The organism is Leisingera sp. M527, from assembly GCF_025141525.1.
Classification (GTDB): Bacteria; Pseudomonadota; Alphaproteobacteria; order Rhodobacterales; family Rhodobacteraceae; genus Leisingera.
Map to the genome: position 1 here is coordinate 1,581,491 of NZ_CP081037.1, position 17,697 is coordinate 1,599,187.

The following is a 17,697-nucleotide window of genomic DNA, read 5'->3' on the forward strand; positions in this document are numbered from 1 at the left end:
CAGTCAGCTGATTGCAAACGGGAATTCCGCAACGACCAGGCCGGCTGCTGCCATCACCGCCAGCAGCAGCAGCATATTGCCGCGAACCATCCAGGCGGCAATCGGCGCCAGCAGAACCAGCAGAACCGCAGTGCTGTTCATACTGCTCCAGATCGGAACAGGCATGTGCAGAATGCCTGCTTCAAACACCTGCGTTCCGGCAAAACCCACATGCATCATGAACCACACGGACAGGTTCAGAATGACACCGGCCACAGTCGCCGTTACCGCCTTTAGCGCCATGCCAAGCCGCGGATGTGCGGCGATACGCTCCACATAAGGCGCGGCAGCAAAGATCCACAGGAAACACGGCATGAAGGTCGCCCAAAGCGCCACCGCGCCGGCGGCCAGGAACAGCCCGGACCCGCCCTGCGTCAGACCTGCCAGCATGGCGACAAATTGGGTGACCAGGATCAGCGGGCCAGGGGTTGTCTCGGCCAGGCCCAGGGCATCAATCATCTGCCCGGCAGTGATCCAGCCGAATTGGCTCACCACGGTCTGGCTGATATAGGCCAGCACCGCATAGGCGCCGCCAAAGGTCACAACGGCAAGTTTGGAAAAGAACCAGCCGATGTCCGCCAGAAACCCCGCTCCGGACAGCGAGAGGGCAATCAGCGGCAGCAGCCACAACCCGCCCCAGACTGCAATGGTGCGCAGCGTGCTGCCGTTGCGGGCAGGCGTGTGATGCGCGGGGGCACCGGTGCTGCCATCCTTGCGCAGTAATCCAATGCAGGCGGCGGCCAGCACCACCAGCGGAAACGGCAGGTTGAACAGGAACAGTGCGGCAAAGCCGAACCCCGCCAGCGCCCAGTCCAGCGGATGGTGCAGGGCCTTGCCAGCCAACCGCCGCAGCGCCTGCAGGATGATGACCACCACCGCCGCCTTGACCCCCAGAAATGCGGATTGCACCGCAGGCAGGGTGCCGTATTGCGCATAAAGCCAGACCAGCGCCGCAATCACCGCCGCCCCCGGCAGCACAAACAGCAGCCCGGCCAGCAGCCCGCCGGCAGTGCCGCGCATCCGCCAGCCGGTATAGGTCGCCAGCTGCATCGCCTCTGGTCCCGGCAGCAGCATGCAAAAGGAAAGACCGCGCAGGAAGCTGTCCTCGCTCAGCCACGGGCGGTCTTCAACCAGCTCCTTATGCATCACCGAAATCTGCGCTGCGGGGCCGCCAAAGCTCAGCACCCCGATGCGCCCGAAGACACGGAACATCTCCGTCCAGCTGGGATGGTTCATGCCTTGCGGTCCGCAGGCCAGTCGTGGCCTTCATTCTGGCCATCGCGGGCCCAGCGGTATAGCGCATCATATAGGGTCATGCCTGCCTCAAGCTGCTGATGGTCGTCTTTGTACTGGCGCGACAATCCGACCGAGAGGGCCAGAAGCCCCGCCGCCTCGGGTGCCAGATCATGCCGGTTGGTGTCGGCGCCTCTCACAACCAGGGACAGCCTGTCAAGCGCGGGCGTTCTGAGGCCGAACTCATCCAGCATGGTGTCAAAGGTGCAAAGCGGTCCGCGATGGGACCAGAACACACCCTCGACATCAAACGGCGTGGCGCCAAAGCGGTCCGCAACGCCGGTAACCTCAGACGGCGAGACAAACAGAATGCGCGCCGTCGGATCCGCAAAGCGGCGGATCAGCCAGGGGCAGGCGATGCGGTCGATCTTGGGCCGGTGGCGGGTCACCCACAGGCTGCTGCCGCCCACCGGCGCGGGCAGGATGCTGGCGGGAATGCGCGGCGCATCTTTCAGGGCGCGCCACGCAAACATGCCGCCTTGCAGGTATTCCGCCTCAATCCCGTCATTGCGCAGCCAGGCGGCCAGGCCTTGCGACAGTTTGATGCCCTTCTGGCAGATCACCACGCAGCGCCGCCCGTTCAGGCGGGCCTTGAGGCCATCAATATCCTGATGGGAATGGCGGAAAGAGCCAGGGATCAGAAAGGGATCCGCGGCAAAGTCTTCGTCAATGCAGATATCCACCAGAACCGACGCATTTGGTGTGCCGATCAGACGCAAGAGCTGGGCAGGGGTGATTTCATTCGGGGCAGCCATAAGCATGTCTCCTCGCAAGCGAAGGTTAACATGCGAACCTTGGGCTTGTCGCCTCACGGGGCGTTCGCGGTTGTCCCCATAGCTCCTAAGAACCGCATTTACGGCAGTCTTGTCAAGATTGCGCTGGCCGGCAATGCGCCGTCACTTCAACCGTTCGCCAGTCATGCAAACTGCCAGGGCCTCGGGCGGCAGCTGGCCCAGCTTCTCGAACATCCGGAAGTAATCCATGTTGGAATGCAGTTCTGCGATCTTGCCATCCGCCACCCGCGCCATCACCTGACCGGTGATCTGGAAGGGCATACCATCACTTGGGTTGCTGGTGCGTACCAAAAGCCGGACGGTCACCCAGTCTGCGGTTTCCATTGCGTGGGTGAAAGTGACAGTCATCGGCCCCAGCAGGTTGCGCAACGCTGCGACAACTTCACCATAGTCGCATTCCGGTTCCGCAAGGGCAGAGATTGCGCCGTAAATCAGCGTGTCCGGTGTCATCACCTCGGCAACAGCGTCCATATTGCCTTTGCACCAAACCTCTTCAAACCAGTAATGCAGCAGCCGGGTCAAAGGCATTTCAGCCGGGCATGCGGAGTCAAACGGGACCGCCATGGCCGGGGCGCACTCGGCTGAATGCTGCGGCAGATCGTGCGCAGGCGCCGCCCGGCGCGGGGATACTGCGGTAATCTCGGGTTCAATGATAGGTTTGGGCATTCAGTCCGGGGTGTGTTTGGGGCCGGGCAGGCGGCATCAAGGGCAGGCTGCCTGCAGACAGGCTGCTGTTCAGATGTGCCTGCTACAGGTGCTGCAAGCAGACTTAAAGCGCCAAAAAGGTGATTTTTGGCAGGGTGCCGTAACGGCAGCATAAACACAGGGCGGAAAGTGCAGGTTTCTGTTGCCAGGTACCTGCGAACCCCGCCTTACGCTGCTAGGCGCAAGGGCTTAGTTTCGGCGACATTAACAGCTTACGCTGCTACTGCCATTGCCGGAGCACGATTGTCATTTGCAATTGTACTTTTTGGGCCGGTACGGTGGCACCCCGCCGAGACAAAGCTAACCCCTTTAGACGTCCGTCGATCCTGTTTCGACCCCATGATCCCCAAATGAAGGATGTTTGGTGGAGTCGCCGGGTACCGCCCCCGGGTCCGATCCGTTTATTACGAGCGCGTTTATGTCCATAGTTCCACAAGGGAACACTGCGAATATAGGGGTGTATCAAAGGGAGTTAAAGGCCGAAAATCACACGGGCGGCATTTGGGCCGGGGCTGCTGTTGCGGATTTTGGCAAACAGGATGTGATCACCGCGCGGCTGCCCGTGCTGCAAACACATCTGCGGCCAGTTTCCGGGTCTCGGTTTCAAGATCCTGCAGGCCGGACACCGCGGCCGGGCCGTCTCCACGCTCAATCGCGTCGGCAATGCAGGCATGAAGCGCAGTGATTGCGGCGCGGTCCCGTGCGGTGAAGGTAATGATGTTCATCAGCGGCTGCATTGCTTCCACCGCGCCGGCCAATTGATAAGACAGCACCGGGTTATGCGCCCCGTCCACCAGCGCCCGGTGAAAAGAGACATCTGAGGCGCAGAAGGCCTCATCGGTCAGGCCAGGCTGGTTTTGCCGGAAGATCTCGGTCCGCATGGTGGCCAGCTGATCCGGGGTGCGGCGCTGCGCAGAAAGCGGCGCGCAAGAGCGTTCCAGCGCATAGCGGGCTTCGCAAGCGGTATCAAAGCTCACCGCGTTCATGCTTAGCAGCAGGGTTGAGGTGGTGATCTGCTGCGAATAGGCGTCCTCAAAGCTGAGCCGGTTTACAAACGCCCCGCCGGTCGCGCCGCGCTGGGTGCGGATCAAGGACTGCGCCGCCAATCGTTTAAGCGCTTCCCGCACGGTGGAACGGGAGACCTGAAACTTCTCCGACAGCTCGCTTTCAGACGGCAGCCGCTCATCCACGATCAATGCGCCCGAGATGATGGCATCCTTGATTGCCTGCGCTATCTGAACCGAAAGATCGGCGGAACTGTTGGGGTCAATCTTCATTCTCAGGGCCCTGACGCAGCACTACGCCGGAGGTGTCCCGGCAAAAAATCATTTGTCTGACATTTAAAAGTCTGACATTTAAAACGTAAGGCGTGAGTCGGGAGAAGGCAATGCTCGGATCATCCATGCGCAACGTTCTGTGGTTTGGGTTCCTTGGTGATGTACTCCATGAGCACCGGCATGGGGCCGGACATCATCGCGGCTACGGGCCTCAAATCGCGGGTGCGTGATTATGGCCGGGTTTGGAACTTTGGCGGTGAGTCTGCGGAAATCTGCCCGATTGACTGGTCCGGTTCCAAGCAATGGTGAAACCGGCGGGGGGCGGTTCCGGCCGGCTCCGCTGTTGGAAAACTATACTGTGTAACGCTCATATGGAGACTTGAGTTTGGCGAACATCTTTCCGTCCCGCCGCATCCGGCGCACACCCTTTTCCAAAGGGGTCGAGGCCGCAGGCGTCAAAGGGTACACTGTCTATAACCACATGCTGCTGGCAACAGTGTTTGAAAGTCTTGAATACGACTGCGCGCACCTGAAGGAGCATGTGCAGGTCTGGGATGTGTCCTGCGAACGGCAGGTCAGCATCAAAGGGCCGGACGCGCTGCGGCTGATGAAACTGATCAGCCCGCGCGACATGGACCGGATGGCAGACGATCAGTGCTATTATGTGCCGACGGTGGATCACAACGGCGGTATGCTGAATGACCCGGTGGCGGTGAAACTGGCGGCGGACCACTACTGGCTGTCGCTGGCCGATGGCGACCTGCTGCAGTTCGTGCTGGGGATCGCCATTGCCAAGGGCTTTGATGTCGATATCGTGGAGCCGGATGTGTCGCCATTGGCTGTGCAGGGACCCATGGCCGACGATCTGATGGCGCGGGTGTTCGGCGATGCGGTGCGCGATATCCGCTTTTTCCGCTACAAGCGTCTTGCGTTCCAGGGGGCCGAGCTGGTGGTGGCGCGCTCGGGCTGGTCCAAGCAGGGCGGATTCGAGATTTATGTCGAAGGGTCGGATCTGGGTATGCCCTTGTGGGATGCGCTGTTTGCCGCCGGGGAGGACATGCACGTCCGTGCGGGCTGCCCGAACACCATTGAACGCATCGAAAGCGGGCTGTTGAGTTACGGCAACGACATGACCCGCGGCAACACGCCGTATGAATGCGGACTGGGCAAGTTCTGCAATTCGCCCGAGGATTATATCGGCAAGGCCGCACTGGCAGAACAGGCTGCAAACGGCCCCGCGCGCCAGATCCGCCCGCTGGTGATCGGTGGAGAGATCCCGCCGTGCCTGGATGCTTGGCCGCTTATTGCTGACGGACGCCAGGTGGGGCAGGTCGGCTCGGCCGTTCATGCGCCGGAGTTTGGAGTGAATGCGGCGATTGGGATGGTGGACAGGTCCCATTGGGTGCCGGGCACGGTGATGGAAGTGGAGACCCCGGCAGGAATGCTGCCCGCAACAGTTCAGGAGAGGTTCTGGCGGTAGGAGCGGGGGCGCTGCCCCCGCCGCGGCAGGCCGCGGCTCCCCCGGGATATTTTTGGCCAGATGAACATGGGATCTGGCTGGGTTTTTGGAAAGGGAATGTGAAATGTTCAATGCATTGGTTGTGAACAAGGATGAAAACAGCGGCAAGACGTCTGCCGCGGTCCAGCAGCTTAGTTTGGAAGACCTGCCCGAGGGAGAAGTGACCGTGGCGGTGGAGTATTCCACCGTGAACTACAAGGACGGCCTGTGCATCGGGCCGGGCGGCGGGCTGGTGCGCAAATACCCGCATGTGCCAGGGATAGATTTTGCCGGTACTGTTGAGACGTCCTCGGATGACCGCTACAAGGCTGGCGACAAGGTGGTGCTGACCGGCTGGCGCGTGGGCGAGGCGCATTGGGGCGGCTATTCCCAAAAGGCCAACGTGCGCGCCGACTGGCTGGTGCCGCTGCCTGAGGGGCTGGATACCCGCCAGGCGATGGCAGTGGGCACTGCGGGCTTTACCGCGATGCTGGCGGTGATGGCGCTGGAGGATCATGGACTGGAGCCCGGGCATGGTCCCGTTCTGGTCACCGGCGCCGCGGGCGGTGTCGGTTCGGTGGCCACCGCGATCCTGGCGAACCTCGGCTATGAGGCGGCCGGCGTCACGGGCCGCCCGGAAACTGCGGACTATCTGAAATCCCTGGGCGCCACCCGGATTGTCCCCCGCGAGGAGATCAACGAGACCACCAAACGCCCGCTGGAAAGCGAAAGCTGGGCGGGCTGTGTCGATGCGGTTGGCGGCGCCATGCTGGCACGGATTCTGGGGCAGATGAAATACGGTGCCTCGGTTTCTGCCGTCGGCCTTGCGGGCGGCGCCGGGCTGCCTGCCACCGTTATCCCGTTCCTGCTGCGCGGTGTGAACCTATTAGGCATCGATTCCGTCATGCAGCCTTATGACAACCGCCTGCGCGCCTGGGAGCGGATCGCCAAGGATCTGCCGATGGACAAGCTGGAGGCAATGATCCAACCCGCCGCCCTTAGCGACCTGCCGCAGCTGGGGGCGGATATCCTCAAGGGCCAGGTCAAGGGGCGTGTTGTGGTTGACGTGAACGGCTGAGACCTGATCGGATGGCAACAAAAGGCCCCGGTGCTTTGCCGGGGCCTTTTGCGTGTCAGTCATTGTATTTGAAGAAACCCACCGAGTTGCCATCCGGGTCGGTGGCATAGAAGAACCGGCCGGGCGGGATCTCGATAGTGGGGGAGACTACTTTGCCGCCGGCATCCGTGACCCGCTCCATCACATCTTCCAACTCGCCCTCAGCGGTCAGATGCAGCGTCGGGCCGCGTCCGTCGCCTGCCGGTTTGCCGGGATACAGATGCAGGGCAACGCCGGTTGCCTGGTCCGCAGGCTTGAACATTGCCATCGGGTTGGGACCGCTGGTGTCGATGCTCAACGCGGCACCGGTCACCTTGGAGTAAAACGTCACTGCCGCGTCCAGATCGCTGACGGGCAGTTCGCCCCAGACCAGGAAATCCTTGGGGGTATAGGCCATATCAAATCCTCCGTTTTTGCCTGCGGTCAGCATGACAGGCGCTGTTGTCAGTTTCTGGCATCAACCTGCGGTCCGGAGCATCTCCGGCAGGCAGGTTTCATACACGGCGTTTTATTCGAAATTTCCAGCTTGCAGGGCCGCAAGTGTTCCCTCAATCCTTACGCAGGAGCGCAGCCTTGGCCGACCGCCTGCCAAGAACCGGGAACACCTGACCGGTGCGCGATTTGAGGAGACAGAAAAGCAATGACCGCATTGGATATTGATTTTGTCCGGGCCCAGTTCCCGGCCTTTGGCGAACCCGGCCTGCGGGATCAGGCATTTTTTGAAAACGCGGGCGGCTCCTATACCTGCCGCCAGGTGATTGACCGGCTGACCCGGTTCTATACCCAGCGCAAGGTGCAGCCCTATGCCCCCTATGAAGCCTCGCGCCTCGGTGGCGCCGAGATGGACGAGGCCCGCGCCCGTCTGGCCGCGCTGATGGGCGTTGCCGCTGAGGAGCTGAGCTTTGGCCCCTCGACCACCCAGAACACCTATGTGCTGGCGCAGGCCTTCCGCAGCTTCATGAAGCCCGGCGAAGCCATCATCGTCACCAATCAGGATCACGAAGCCAACACAGGCCCCTGGCGCCGTCTGGCCGAGGAAGGGATCGAGATCCGCGAATGGCAGATCGACCCGCAGACCGGCCATCTGGACCCGGCGCAATTGGAAACCCTGCTGGACGAAAATGTCCGCCTGGTCTGTTTTCCGCATTGTTCCAACGTGGTGGGCGAGATCAACCCGGTGCCCGAGATCACCGCCATGGCCCATGCCGCCGGCGCCTTTGTCTGTGTCGATGGCGTTTCTTACGCACCGCACGGGTTGCCGAATGTGGATGACCTGGGCGCTGATATCTATCTGTTTTCTGCCTACAAGACCTATGGCCCGCATCAGGGTATCATGGTGATCCGCAAGGCGCTGGGCGCGCTGCTGCCGAACCAGGCGCATTACTTCAACGCGGACACGCTCTATAAACGCTTCACCCCTGCAGGCCCGGACCATGCCCAGGTGGCGGCCTCGGCCGGTATGGCGGATTATGTTGAGGCCTTGGCGGCCCATCACGGCCATTCAGGCACGGCGGCGGAAACCGGCGCCTTTGTCCACGACCTGATGCGCGCGCATGAGGTTGCCCTGCTGCAACCGTTGCTGGATGCGCTAAAGGACCGTAACGATGTGCGCCTGCTGGGGCCCTCAACCGCAGAAAACCGCGCGCCCACCGTTGCCATTGCCCTGAACCGCCCGGCAGAACCGGTTGCCGCGGCCATGTCGGAATATGGCATCATGGCCGGCGGCGGCGATTTCTATGCTGTGCGCGCCCTTTCCGCCATGGGCGTTGATCCAAACGAGGGCGTGCTGCGTGTGAGCTTCACCCACTACACGTCCGAGGCAGAAGTGGCCAAGCTGATTGAGGTCTTGGACCGGATACTGTAACGCAGACAGGGCAAGGAAAGCGGCATGAACAGCAGTTCCCCGGTGATCTGGTGGATAAGGCGGGATCTCCGTCTTTGTGACAATCCGGCTCTGACGGCTGCTGCCGCGTCCGGTGCGCCCGTGCTTCCAGTCTATATCCTCGACGAACAGGACGAAGCGCTGGGCGCAGCGCCCAAGTTCCGCCTTGGGCTGGGGCTGGAGCATTTCGTACGGCAACTGGCCAGGGCCGGCTCCCGCCTGATCCTGCGCCGGGGCAAGGCGCTGGAGGTGCTGCAGCAGCTGGCCGTTGAAACCGGGGCAGGGGCCGTGCATTGGTCCCGCCTGTATGATCCGCAGGCCATTGCCCGCGACACCGCGGTGAAACAGCAGCTCTCGGCGCAGGGGATCACGGCCAAATCCCACGGCGGGCGGCTGTTGTTTGAACCCTGGACGGTCGAGACCAAGACCGGAGGCATGTACAAGGTCTACACCCCGTTCTGGAAGGCCGTGCGGGGCCGCGACGTCAACAGCCTGCTGTCGGCACCCGCCGCGCTGCCGGCACCGGAAAACTGGCCCGCCAGCGAAGATATCTCCGCCTGGAATATGGGCGCCGCCATGCGCCGCGGTGCGGATGTGGTCGCCCGCTACTGCCGTGTGGGCGAAGGTGCCGCGTTAAACCGTCTGGACGAATTCCTTGAATATTCTGTGGACGCCTACAAGGAGCGCCGCGACTATCCGGGCGAGGATGCCACCTCCGGCCTGTCGGAGAACCTTGCCTGGGGGGAAATCAGCCCGCACCGCATGTGGCACCTGGGCCGTGCGGCGATGGAGCGCGGCAGCCAGGGCGCAGAACATTTCCTGAAAGAGATCGCCTGGCGCGAGTTCGCCTATCACCTGATGTACCACTCACCGCATATGCTGACGGCCAGCTGGCGCGGCGAATGGCAGGCCTTTCCCTGGTCGCAGGACATCACGCGCCAGGTTCTGGCATGGCAGCGCGGACAGACGGGTTATGACTTCATAGATGCCGCCATGCGCGAACTGTATGTGACCGGCAAGATGCACAACCGGGCCCGGATGATCGTGGCAAGTTTCCTGACCAAGCATTTGATGACGCATTGGAAAATCGGGATGGACTGGTTTGCCGACACCCTGGTGGACTGGGATCCGGCATCCAACGCCATGGGCTGGCAGTGGGTGGCAGGCTCCGGTCCCGACGCCGCCCCTTTTTTTCGCGTCTTCAACCCTAGCGGCCAGCTGGAAAAATTCGACTCATCAGGTGCTTACACGCGACGCTGGATTGCCGAGGGGCAAGGCAATGCACCGCAATCCGCACTGGATTTCTTTGACGCTGCGCCGCTGTCCTGGGAGCTGTCGCCGGACACTCCCCGCGCCAAGCCGGTGATCAGCCTGAAAGAGGGCCGCGACCGCGCGCTTGCGGCTTATCACGGTGCCCGTGAAAACCGCTAACGTATAGTTTTCTTGCCGGAAGGCCCCCTGCGGCCTAGCTTTTTCCTTGTAGCCAGTCCGTGTCTCACAGGGGGAAGCGCATGAAGCACACGTCCGTTGAGGGCCAGAAAGATCTGCCGCGCTACTTTGCTGCGGTGTTTGCCAAGGTGAAGGCCATGGAGGTCGGGCAGCTGGATATCCACCTGCCGGACGGGCGCATATTTTCCGCAAACGGGCGCGATCCCGGCCCCACTGCCGACTTGCATATCCGTAATCCCGACTGTTTTGCCCGGCTGATCCGCGAGGGCGATCTTGGCTTTGCCGATGCGTACCTGGAAGGCTGGTGGAGCACATCGGACCTGCAAGCCTTTATGGATCTGGTGCATATGGGCGCCAATACCGTCTATGACGGTTTCCCGGGCCAGGGCCTGGCACGCGCTTATGAACGCTTCCGTTTCTGGCTGCACCGCAATCACCGCAAACAGGCGCAGAAGAATATCTCGTACCACTACGACCTGGGCAATGACTTCTACGGGCTGTGGCTGGATGACACGATGACCTATTCCAGCGCCCTGTTCCGCAGCGGCCAGGACAGCCTGGAGGCGGCGCAGACCGCAAAATACGCCTCGATGGTGGATCAGATGGGGGTGCAGCCCGGCGACCATGTGCTGGAGATCGGCTGCGGCTGGGGCGGCTTTGCCGAATACGCCGCCGGTCAGCGGGGGCTGAAAGTCACCGGTCTGACGATCAGTCAGGAGCAGTTGAGCTTTGCCCGGCAACGCATGGAAAAGACAGGACTTTCGAATCAGGTTGATTTGCGTTTGCAGGACTATCGCGATTGCCGCGGCACATTCGACGGCATCGCTTCAATCGAGATGTTCGAGGCCGTGGGGCAGAAATACTGGCCGGCGTATTTCAGCACCATCCGCGACCGGCTGAAACCCGGCGGCAAGGCGACGCTGCAGATCATCACCGTTGCCGACAGGCGCTGGGAGATTTACCGCAAAGGCGTCGATTTCATCCAGAAACACATTTTCCCCGGCGGCATGCTGCCGTCCCCGCATGTCCTGCGCAACCAGGTCGAACGGGCGGGGCTGGGCGTGGTGCGGTCGATTGAATTCGGCGACAGCTACGACCAGACTTTGCGGCGCTGGCACGACACGTTCAACGCCCGCTGGGACCAGATCGCCGGCTTGGGATTTGATGACCGCTTCCGCAAGATGTGGAACTTTTACCTCACTTCCTGCGCCGCGGCCTTTAAGACTGGCAATTGCGATGTAACGCAGATTACAGTTGCGCATCGCTGACTGAACTGGCCGCACGGATTGTAACCAGACATGCCCACCGGAGCCCGACTGACCGCCGCCTTTTGCCTTGCCTTGGTGGCGTTCTTTGTGTCCTTCCTGGTTATGCCGCTGATGCCCGAAGGCACCGATTTCGGCTATTTCGTGCATGTGAATGTGGCGCTGGGACTGCTGAGCGGCTGGATCTTCATGGGCAAACGCGCCGGCCGCGGGCTGGTGCCCGGTATCAACAATGGCCTCACGGGCATGGTGGTGATGGTACTGTGGGCGCTGTTCATCCAAGGCACCTGGGAAATGTTCCGCTTGGCCATGCGCCACCGCTATGGCGGCCCGTTTGAGGCACTGTCGCAGATCTTTGTGATTGCACTGGAGTATTTCTTTGTTATCGCTGTGCCATCTGTGCTGGTGCCATTGGCCGTGGGCGGGGTTCTTGCCGGTCTCGCGACCGAGAACGCCTCCCGCCGTTGGCGCTGAAACGTCTTCTTAACAACAGGTTGTAATCCGTGGCTGATCTCTTTTTCTTTGGCACGCTGCGCCATATCCCTTTGCTTGAACTGGTGCTGGGCCGCAGCGGTGCTGCGCTGAACGCGCAGGGTGCAAAATTGTCCGGCCATGGTGTCTATCAGGTGGTTGGCCAGCCGTTCCCAGCGATTGAGGCACGCGCCGGGGCCACGGCTGACGGTGTTCTGGTACAGGACCTGTCGCCTGCCGATCTGGATGCGCTCAACTTTTACGAGGGCGGCTTCGGCTATGCGCTGAAACCGGTTTCGGTTCAGCTGGAGGACGGCAGCACCGCCCCGGCGGAGGTCTATTTCCCCGAACCCGGCCTGTGGCAAACCGCTGAGCCGTGGGATCTGGCGGCCTGGGTACGGAAATGGGGCGCGCTGTCCCTGCGCGCCGCTGAAGAGGTGATGTCTTATCATGGCCGCATGACCGCCGAAGAGGTGGCCCGCTGCTTCCCCTCGGTCCGCCGCCGCGCTGCCGCTTGGCTGGAGGCGCAGGCGCGCCCCGGTGATCCGGAGCATGACCTGTCAAAGGACGTGATCGTCCACAGCCACAACCGCGCCTATCTGAATTTCTTTGCGATGGAAGAAATGAACCTGCAGTACCGCCGCTTTGACGGCAGTCTCAGCCCGGTCATGGAGCGCTCTGCCGCGATGGCAGGCCATGCGGCAGTGCTGCTGCCCTATGATCCGGTCCGCGATCAGGTGCTGCTGGTGGAGCAATTCCGCGCACCGCCCTTTATCATGGGCGAGGCGCACCCCTGGATGTGGGAGCCGGTCGCAGGCGTGATCGACCCCGGCGAGACGCCCGAGGACACCGCGATCCGCGAGGCGCAAGAGGAGGCAGGCGTCACTGTCCAGCGCCTGGAGCCGGTGGCGCAGGTTTATCCGTCCAGCGGCGCGCTGGCGGAATTCATTCATGTTTTCATCGGTATATCTGACCTTTCTGACGTCAATGGCGGCGGCGGTGTCGCCGGGGAGGGCGAGGATATCCGCAGCCAGGTCCTTAGCTATGACGAATTGATGCAGGGCGTGGATGCGCAGATCTATCAGGACATGCCGCTGGTCACTGCTGCACTGTGGCTGTCACGCCATCGTGAGCGGCTGCGCAACGCACCGTCCTGACCGCTTCGCGCCTTGTGAACGCCGGGGCGCTTAGTTACACCTTGGGGGAACGATCGAAAGGGATACCATGCGCATTGCACGCGATCTGGCTGATGCCATCGGCCACACACCTCTTATCCGCCTGAACCGCGTCAGCGAAGAGACCGGCTGCGAGATCCTGGGCAAGGCCGAATTCATGAATCCGGGCCAGTCGGTCAAGGACCGTGCCGCGCTCTATATCATCAAGGATGCCATTGCCCGCGGCGATCTGAAACCCGGCGGCACCATTGTCGAAGGCACTGCCGGCAACACCGGTATCGGTCTGGCGCTGGTTGGCGCCTCGATGGGGTTCAAGACGGTGATTGTGATCCCGGAAACCCAGTCGGAAGAGAAGAAAGACATGCTGCGCCTGGCTGGCGCCCAGCTGGTCCAGGTGCCTGCGGCCCCTTACCGCAACCCCAACAACTATGTGCGCTATTCCCAGCGTCTGGCAGAGAAACTGGCCAAGAGCGAACCGAACGGTGCGATCTGGGCCAACCAGTTCGACAATGTGGCGAACCGCCAGGCCCATGTGGAAACCACCGGCCCGGAAATCTGGGAACAGACCAGCGGCAAGGTGGACGGCTTTGTCTGCGCGGTCGGATCCGGCGGCACCCTGGCAGGGGTGGCCGAAGCACTGCAGCCCAAAGGCGTCAAGGTTGGTCTGGCCGATCCGCTGGGGGCAGCTCTCTATTCCTTTTACACCACGGGTGAGCTGGCCTCCGAAGGCAGCTCCATCACCGAGGGCATCGGCCAGGGCCGGATCACCAAGAACCTGGAGGGCTTCACGCCGGACTTCAGCTATCAGGTGCCGGATGCCGAGGCGGTGCCTTATGTCTTTGATCTGCTGCACGAGGAAGGCCTGGTGCTGGGCGGGTCTTCGGGCATCAACATTGCCGGCGCTGTGCGTATGGCCAAGGACATGGGTCCGGGTAAAACCATTGTCACCGTTCTGTGCGACTATGGCACCCGCTACCAGTCCAAGTTGTTCAATCCGGATTTCCTGCGGGAGAAGAACCTGCCGGTGCCAGAGTGGATGACCCACACGCCCGCGTCGATTCCAGGCGTATTTGAGGACGTATGACACCTATCATAACCGCTTTGCGGACTGCTTTGCTGGGGCTGGCCTTGATGGCCGGCCTCGCTTTGCCTGCGCTGGCTCAGCTGACTGCTGAATCCCGCGCCTATTATCAGGACTGGCTCAAGACCGCCAACCGTGCGGAAGAGGTCATCGACGCCAGACGGGCCTCCAGCGCCGCTATGGAAGCGCTGCGCAAAGAGCTTACCACCTACCGGCAGAATTTCCTGGCGGCGCGCACCGATAACGGCGACCGTATTCAGACGCTCGAAGGCCAGCTTGGCGCGCTTGGCCCGGCGCCCGGCGAGGGCGAGAGCGAGCCCGAGGATATCGCCCAGCTGCGCCGCTCGCTGGAACAGCAGCTGAAGGACCTCAAGGTTCCGCGTATCGTTTCGGAAGAGGCCTACAGCCGTGCCAACGGGCTGATCACCGAGATTGACAAGATCATCCGCGAGCGCCGCACCCGCAGACTGCTGGAACGCGGACCCTCGCCGTTCAACCCGGAAAACTGGGCCGGGGCGTTGCGTTCTCTGACCCGTTCGGGCAGCTCCTTGTGGAACGAAACCGCCTCCAAGGTGGGCAGCGCCACCACGGCTGAACGGGTGCAGAACAGCCTGCCGGCACTGCTGTTGCTGCTGCTGATCGCAGCATTGCTGGTGTTCCGCGGCCGGCCCTGGGCCCATGCGGCGGGCGACTACCTGCGCCAGTTCGGCAGCTCGGGCCGCGGTGTCTGGGGCTTTGTGGTCTCGCTGCTGGAGGTGATCCTGCCCTTTATCGGCATCATCTGCCTGACCGCAGCGGTGGACCTGTCCGGGGTGCTTGGCATCCGCGGGTCGATCCTGCTGGACTATGTGCCCGGCTGGGCGCTGCTGCTGCTGTCGTTCCACTGGCTGGGCAACCAGCTGTTCTCCAGCCGCATCGAGAACGATCTGGTTCCGGTGCAAGAGGGGCGGCTGAATGAAACCCGGCTGATGGTCGATATTCTGGCGGTGATCCTGGTTCTGCAGGATGCGCTGACCCAGCTGGAAAACATCGACAGCATCCCGGCTGAGGCCCATGCGGTGGCCAGCTTCCCGCTGATTATGGGCGCGGCCCTGGTTCTGCTGCGCCTGCACCGGATCGGTGCCAAGCGGCGTCAGCAGCAAAGCAGCGATGAGACCGAAGACGACGGCGCCATTGCTGCCGGTGCCAACCGGATCATGAATCTGGTGCGCCGTGCCACCTATTTGCTGGGGTTTGTGTCGCCGGTGCTGGCGGCCTTTGGTTATGTGAACGCAGCTGAGGCGCTGATTTACCCCGCTGTGTCCACCCTGGCGTTGTTGGCCGCGCTGCTGGTGCTGCAGCGCTTCCTGGGCGACCTCTACGGCTGGCTTTCCGGCAAAGGGTCCGAGGCGCGGGACTCACTGTTTGCGGTGATGATCGGCTTTGTGCTGGCGGCTTTGGCCTTGCCGCTGGTGGCGCTGATCTGGGGCGCACGGATCGCAGATCTGACTGAGCTGTGGTCGCAGTTCCTGGAAGGGTTCCAGATCGGCGACACAAAGATCTCTCCAACCGCTTTCCTGACGTTTGCGGTGGTCTTTGCCGTTGGCTATGCGCTGACGCGGCTGGTGCAGGGCTCCTTGCGCAATTCGCTGCTGCCCAAGACCAAGATCGACCCGGGCGGTCAGAACGCGATTACCTCCGGCCTTGGCTATGTCGGCATCTTCCTGTCAGCTGTTATCGCCATCTCGATGGCAGGGCTGGACCTGTCGTCGCTGGCCATCGTTGCCGGTGCGCTGTCGGTTGGTATCGGCTTTGGCCTGCAGACCATCGTGTCGAACTTTGTTTCCGGCATTATCCTGCTGATCGAACGCCCGATATCCAAAGGCGACTGGATCGAGGTCGGCGGGCTGATGGGCTATGTGCGCGACATCTCGGTACGCTCCACCCGGATCGAAACCTTCGACCGCTCCGACGTGATCGTGCCGAACTCGGACCTGATCTCGGGCACCGTTACCAACTACACCCGCGGCAACACCGTGGGCCGGGTGATTGTGCCGGTGGGCGTCGCCTATGGCACCGATCCGCGCAAGGTGGAGGCAATCCTGAACGAGGTCGCCAAGGCGCATCCGATGGTACTGCTCAACCCGGCGCCCAGCGTGGTGTTCCAGGGCTTTGGCGCCGACAGTCTGGATTTTGAGATCCGGGCAATCCTGCGCGATGTGAACTGGGTTCTGTCGGTGAAATCCGACATGAATTATGAAATCTCAAAACGGTTCGACGAAGCAGGGATCGAAATCCCCTTCATGCAGCGCGACATCTGGATCCGTAACCCCGAGGCGCTGACCCCGGACAAACCGGCAACCTCTGCCGCGGCGTCCGCTTCCGCACCTGCTGGCGCACCCGCATCTGCTCCGCTGAAGCCGGATCTGGCGGATGTGCAGCAGGACCCCGAAGAAGATGCTGATGGAGATGCCGATGCCGACAAGTGACCTGCTATTCCGCAAGGACGCCTATGCCCGGATGACCGAAGCCCTGGTGCTGGCCCATACGGAACAGGGCGGGCTGATCCTGGACCGGACCCTGTTCTACGCCACCGGCGGCGGCCAGCCGGGCGACAGCGGCCAGCTTTTGTGGGGTGATGGCCAATGCACCATTGCCACCACTGTCAAAGGTGAAGACGGCGCGGTGGTTCTGGTCCCGCATGAAGATGAACCATTGCCTGCCGAAGGCACTACGGTCACCCAGGTCCTGGACTGGGACCGCCGTTATGGCCACATGCGGGTTCACACTGCGCTGCATCTTTTATCAGTGGTGATCCCGCTGGAAGTGACCGGCGGCTCGATCAGCGCAGACAAAGGCCGGCTCGATTTCAACATGCCTGAGGCGCCCGCGGATAAGCAGGCGCTGCAGGACCAGCTGCAGGCGCTCATTGACCGTGATCTTGAAGTGACCGAGGACTGGATCACTGATGCCGAACTCGACGCCAACCCGCAGCTGGTGAAAACCATGTCCGTCTCGCCGCCGCGCGGGGCAGGGCAGGTGCGGCTTGTCCGCATCGGCACCGCTGACCAGCAGATTGATCTGCAGCCCTGCGGCGGCACCCATGTGAAACGCACTGGTGAAATCGGCAAAATCCGCCTTGGCAAGGTGGAGAAAAAGGGCAAGCAGAACCGCCGCGTCTACCTGCATTTGGAGACTTGAAAAAGAATGCGGGCCGGAGTGCATTTTTTGCCATTTCGGCCCTTGCATTTCCCCCTGTGATCCTTCAAAAGCCCCCTCACGGAGAGGTGGCCGAGTGGTCGAAGGCGCACGCCTGGAAAGTGTGTAGGCGGGAAACCGTCTCCAGGGTTCGAATCCCTGTCTCTCCGCCATAACCCACATTGTCAAAGAACATCAGTTGCTTCAGGCATGGCTTAGCAGGCAAAGAAAAGCGCGTTGCAGCGGCTGTTCTTGCATCTGGGGCAGGCCGGTCAGCGGACAGATGCCGGCGGATTGAATAAACTCTTCAGCGTTATTTACTTTTCCGCACGGCTGCGATGACCTTCCGCATAGGCCGTCTGATTCGAAAGACCTGCCCGGCATTCCGGCCGCATTGAGAAACAAACTTTGCAAACGGCAAGGATTGAAATCAATTCCACGCCATTTCCCTTAGGGCAGCTTGCTGAGGGAGCG

16 protein-coding genes, 1 tRNA gene and 1 other RNA gene are annotated in these 17,697 nt (G+C 61.8%); 12 read left to right on the plus strand and 6 right to left on the minus strand.

Annotated elements, in window-relative coordinates:
* Positions 1-3: 3 nt before the first annotated feature.
* From chrA to K3555_RS07950, 5 genes are all read right to left on the minus strand, one after another.
* Complete coding sequence (gene chrA / locus K3555_RS07930) at positions 4-1,275, minus strand: chromate efflux transporter (protein WP_260008057.1); 1,272 nt, start codon at positions 1,273-1,275, stop codon at positions 4-6.
* Positions 1,272-2,087, minus strand: a complete 816-nt coding sequence (locus K3555_RS07935) for a sulfurtransferase/chromate resistance protein (protein ID WP_260008058.1) — start codon at positions 2,085-2,087, stop codon at positions 1,272-1,274. Before K3555_RS07935 ends, chrA begins: the two co-directional genes overlap by 4 nt.
* A 141-nt stretch (positions 2,088-2,228) precedes the next feature.
* Positions 2,229-2,792: a nuclear transport factor 2 family protein gene (locus K3555_RS07940; RefSeq protein WP_260008059.1), complete on the minus strand. Its 564-nt coding sequence runs from the start codon at positions 2,790-2,792 to the stop codon at positions 2,229-2,231.
* A gap of 167 nt (positions 2,793-2,959) precedes the next feature.
* Positions 2,960-3,312: a transfer-messenger RNA gene (ssrA, locus tag K3555_RS07945) on the minus strand.
* A gap of 64 nt (positions 3,313-3,376) precedes the next feature.
* The gene (locus tag K3555_RS07950; RefSeq protein ID WP_260008060.1) at positions 3,377-4,108 is read right to left on the minus strand and encodes a FadR/GntR family transcriptional regulator; all 732 of its coding nucleotides are present in this window, start codon (positions 4,106-4,108) and stop codon (positions 3,377-3,379) included.
* Positions 4,109-4,276: 168 nt separating this feature from the next.
* Between K3555_RS07950 and K3555_RS07955 the strand changes: the two genes are divergently transcribed.
* The 3 genes from K3555_RS07955 (at position 4,277) to acuI (ending at position 6,684) form a co-directional block, all read left to right on the plus strand.
* Positions 4,277-4,417, plus strand: coding sequence for a hypothetical protein (locus K3555_RS07955; protein ID WP_260008580.1), 141 nt, complete (start codon positions 4,277-4,279; stop codon positions 4,415-4,417).
* Between the two features lie 76 nt (positions 4,418-4,493).
* A complete protein-coding gene (locus K3555_RS07960; RefSeq protein ID WP_260008061.1) occupies positions 4,494-5,588 on the plus strand; it encodes a dimethylsulfoniopropionate demethylase in 1,095 nt (364 codons plus the stop codon).
* 103 nt (positions 5,589-5,691) lie between these two features.
* The gene (acuI, locus tag K3555_RS07965; protein ID WP_260008062.1) at positions 5,692-6,684 is read left to right on the plus strand and encodes an acryloyl-CoA reductase; all 993 of its coding nucleotides are present in this window, start codon (positions 5,692-5,694) and stop codon (positions 6,682-6,684) included.
* A gap of 55 nt (positions 6,685-6,739) precedes the next feature.
* Here acuI and K3555_RS07970 read toward each other — a convergent pair whose 3' ends face one another.
* Positions 6,740-7,120, minus strand: coding sequence for a VOC family protein (locus K3555_RS07970; protein WP_129372902.1), 381 nt, complete (start codon positions 7,118-7,120; stop codon positions 6,740-6,742).
* A gap of 243 nt (positions 7,121-7,363) precedes the next feature.
* On the opposite strand from K3555_RS07970, the gene K3555_RS07975 reads away from it, so the two are divergent.
* The 9 genes from K3555_RS07975 to K3555_RS08015 all read left to right on the plus strand — a co-directional run bounded on the left by K3555_RS07975 (position 7,364) and on the right by K3555_RS08015 (position 17,396).
* A complete protein-coding gene (locus K3555_RS07975; protein ID WP_260008063.1) occupies positions 7,364-8,587 on the plus strand; it encodes an aminotransferase class V-fold PLP-dependent enzyme in 1,224 nt (407 codons plus the stop codon).
* Between the two features lie 24 nt (positions 8,588-8,611).
* Positions 8,612-10,036, plus strand: coding sequence for a deoxyribodipyrimidine photo-lyase (locus K3555_RS07980; protein WP_260008064.1), 1,425 nt, complete (start codon positions 8,612-8,614; stop codon positions 10,034-10,036).
* Positions 10,037-10,116: 80 nt separating this feature from the next.
* Positions 10,117-11,322 carry a cyclopropane-fatty-acyl-phospholipid synthase family protein gene (locus tag K3555_RS07985; protein ID WP_260008065.1) on the plus strand — a complete coding sequence of 402 codons (1,206 nt, stop codon included), beginning with the start codon at positions 10,117-10,119 and terminating at the stop codon, positions 11,320-11,322.
* Between the two features lie 30 nt (positions 11,323-11,352).
* A complete protein-coding gene (locus K3555_RS07990; protein ID WP_259991738.1) occupies positions 11,353-11,793 on the plus strand; it encodes a TrgA family protein in 441 nt (146 codons plus the stop codon).
* 29 nt (positions 11,794-11,822) lie between these two features.
* Positions 11,823-12,947 carry an NUDIX domain-containing protein gene (locus K3555_RS07995; protein ID WP_260008066.1) on the plus strand — a complete coding sequence of 375 codons (1,125 nt, stop codon included), beginning with the start codon at positions 11,823-11,825 and terminating at the stop codon, positions 12,945-12,947.
* 67 nt (positions 12,948-13,014) lie between these two features.
* Positions 13,015-14,049: a cysteine synthase A gene (locus tag K3555_RS08000; protein ID WP_259991741.1), complete on the plus strand. Its 1,035-nt coding sequence runs from the start codon at positions 13,015-13,017 to the stop codon at positions 14,047-14,049.
* Positions 14,046-16,514 (plus strand): DUF3772 domain-containing protein, encoded by a 2,469-nt coding sequence (locus tag K3555_RS08005; protein ID WP_260008067.1) that lies wholly within the window; start codon positions 14,046-14,048, stop codon positions 16,512-16,514. Before K3555_RS08000 ends, K3555_RS08005 begins: the two co-directional genes overlap by 4 nt.
* Entirely contained in the window at positions 16,501-17,226 is a 726-nt protein-coding gene (locus K3555_RS08010) for an alanyl-tRNA editing protein (RefSeq protein WP_259991745.1), read from the plus strand. The genes K3555_RS08005 and K3555_RS08010 overlap by 14 nt, the downstream gene beginning before the upstream one ends.
* 80 nt (positions 17,227-17,306) lie before the next feature.
* Positions 17,307-17,396 (plus strand) — tRNA-Ser (locus K3555_RS08015).
* Positions 17,397-17,697: the final 301 nt, after the last annotated feature.

Bases quoted from the DNA above. Each gene is read 5' to 3' on its own strand.
- K3555_RS07950 (WP_260008060.1), bottom strand. From the start codon at position 4,108: ATGAAGATTGACCCCAACAGTTCCGCCGATCTTTCGGTTCAGATAGCG.
- K3555_RS07990 (WP_259991738.1), top strand. From the start codon at position 11,353: ATGCCCACCGGAGCCCGACTGACCGCCGCCTTTTGCCTTGCCTTGGTG.
- K3555_RS08005 (WP_260008067.1), top strand. From the start codon at position 14,046: ATGACACCTATCATAACCGCTTTGCGGACTGCTTTGCTGGGGCTGGCC.
- K3555_RS08000 (WP_259991741.1), top strand. From the start codon at position 13,015: ATGCGCATTGCACGCGATCTGGCTGATGCCATCGGCCACACACCTCTT.
- chrA (WP_260008057.1), bottom strand. From the start codon at position 1,275: ATGAACCATCCCAGCTGGACGGAGATGTTCCGTGTCTTCGGGCGCATC.
- K3555_RS07985 (WP_260008065.1), top strand. From the start codon at position 10,117: ATGAAGCACACGTCCGTTGAGGGCCAGAAAGATCTGCCGCGCTACTTT.
- K3555_RS07970 (WP_129372902.1), bottom strand. From the start codon at position 7,120: ATGGCCTATACCCCCAAGGATTTCCTGGTCTGGGGCGAACTGCCCGTC.
- K3555_RS07955 (WP_260008580.1), top strand. From the start codon at position 4,277: ATGAGCACCGGCATGGGGCCGGACATCATCGCGGCTACGGGCCTCAAA.
- K3555_RS07975 (WP_260008063.1), top strand. From the start codon at position 7,364: ATGACCGCATTGGATATTGATTTTGTCCGGGCCCAGTTCCCGGCCTTT.
- K3555_RS07980 (WP_260008064.1), top strand. From the start codon at position 8,612: ATGAACAGCAGTTCCCCGGTGATCTGGTGGATAAGGCGGGATCTCCGT.
- acuI (WP_260008062.1), top strand. From the start codon at position 5,692: ATGTTCAATGCATTGGTTGTGAACAAGGATGAAAACAGCGGCAAGACG.
- K3555_RS07935 (WP_260008058.1), bottom strand. From the start codon at position 2,087: ATGGCTGCCCCGAATGAAATCACCCCTGCCCAGCTCTTGCGTCTGATC.
- K3555_RS08010 (WP_259991745.1), top strand. From the start codon at position 16,501: ATGCCGACAAGTGACCTGCTATTCCGCAAGGACGCCTATGCCCGGATG.
- K3555_RS07940 (WP_260008059.1), bottom strand. From the start codon at position 2,792: ATGCCCAAACCTATCATTGAACCCGAGATTACCGCAGTATCCCCGCGC.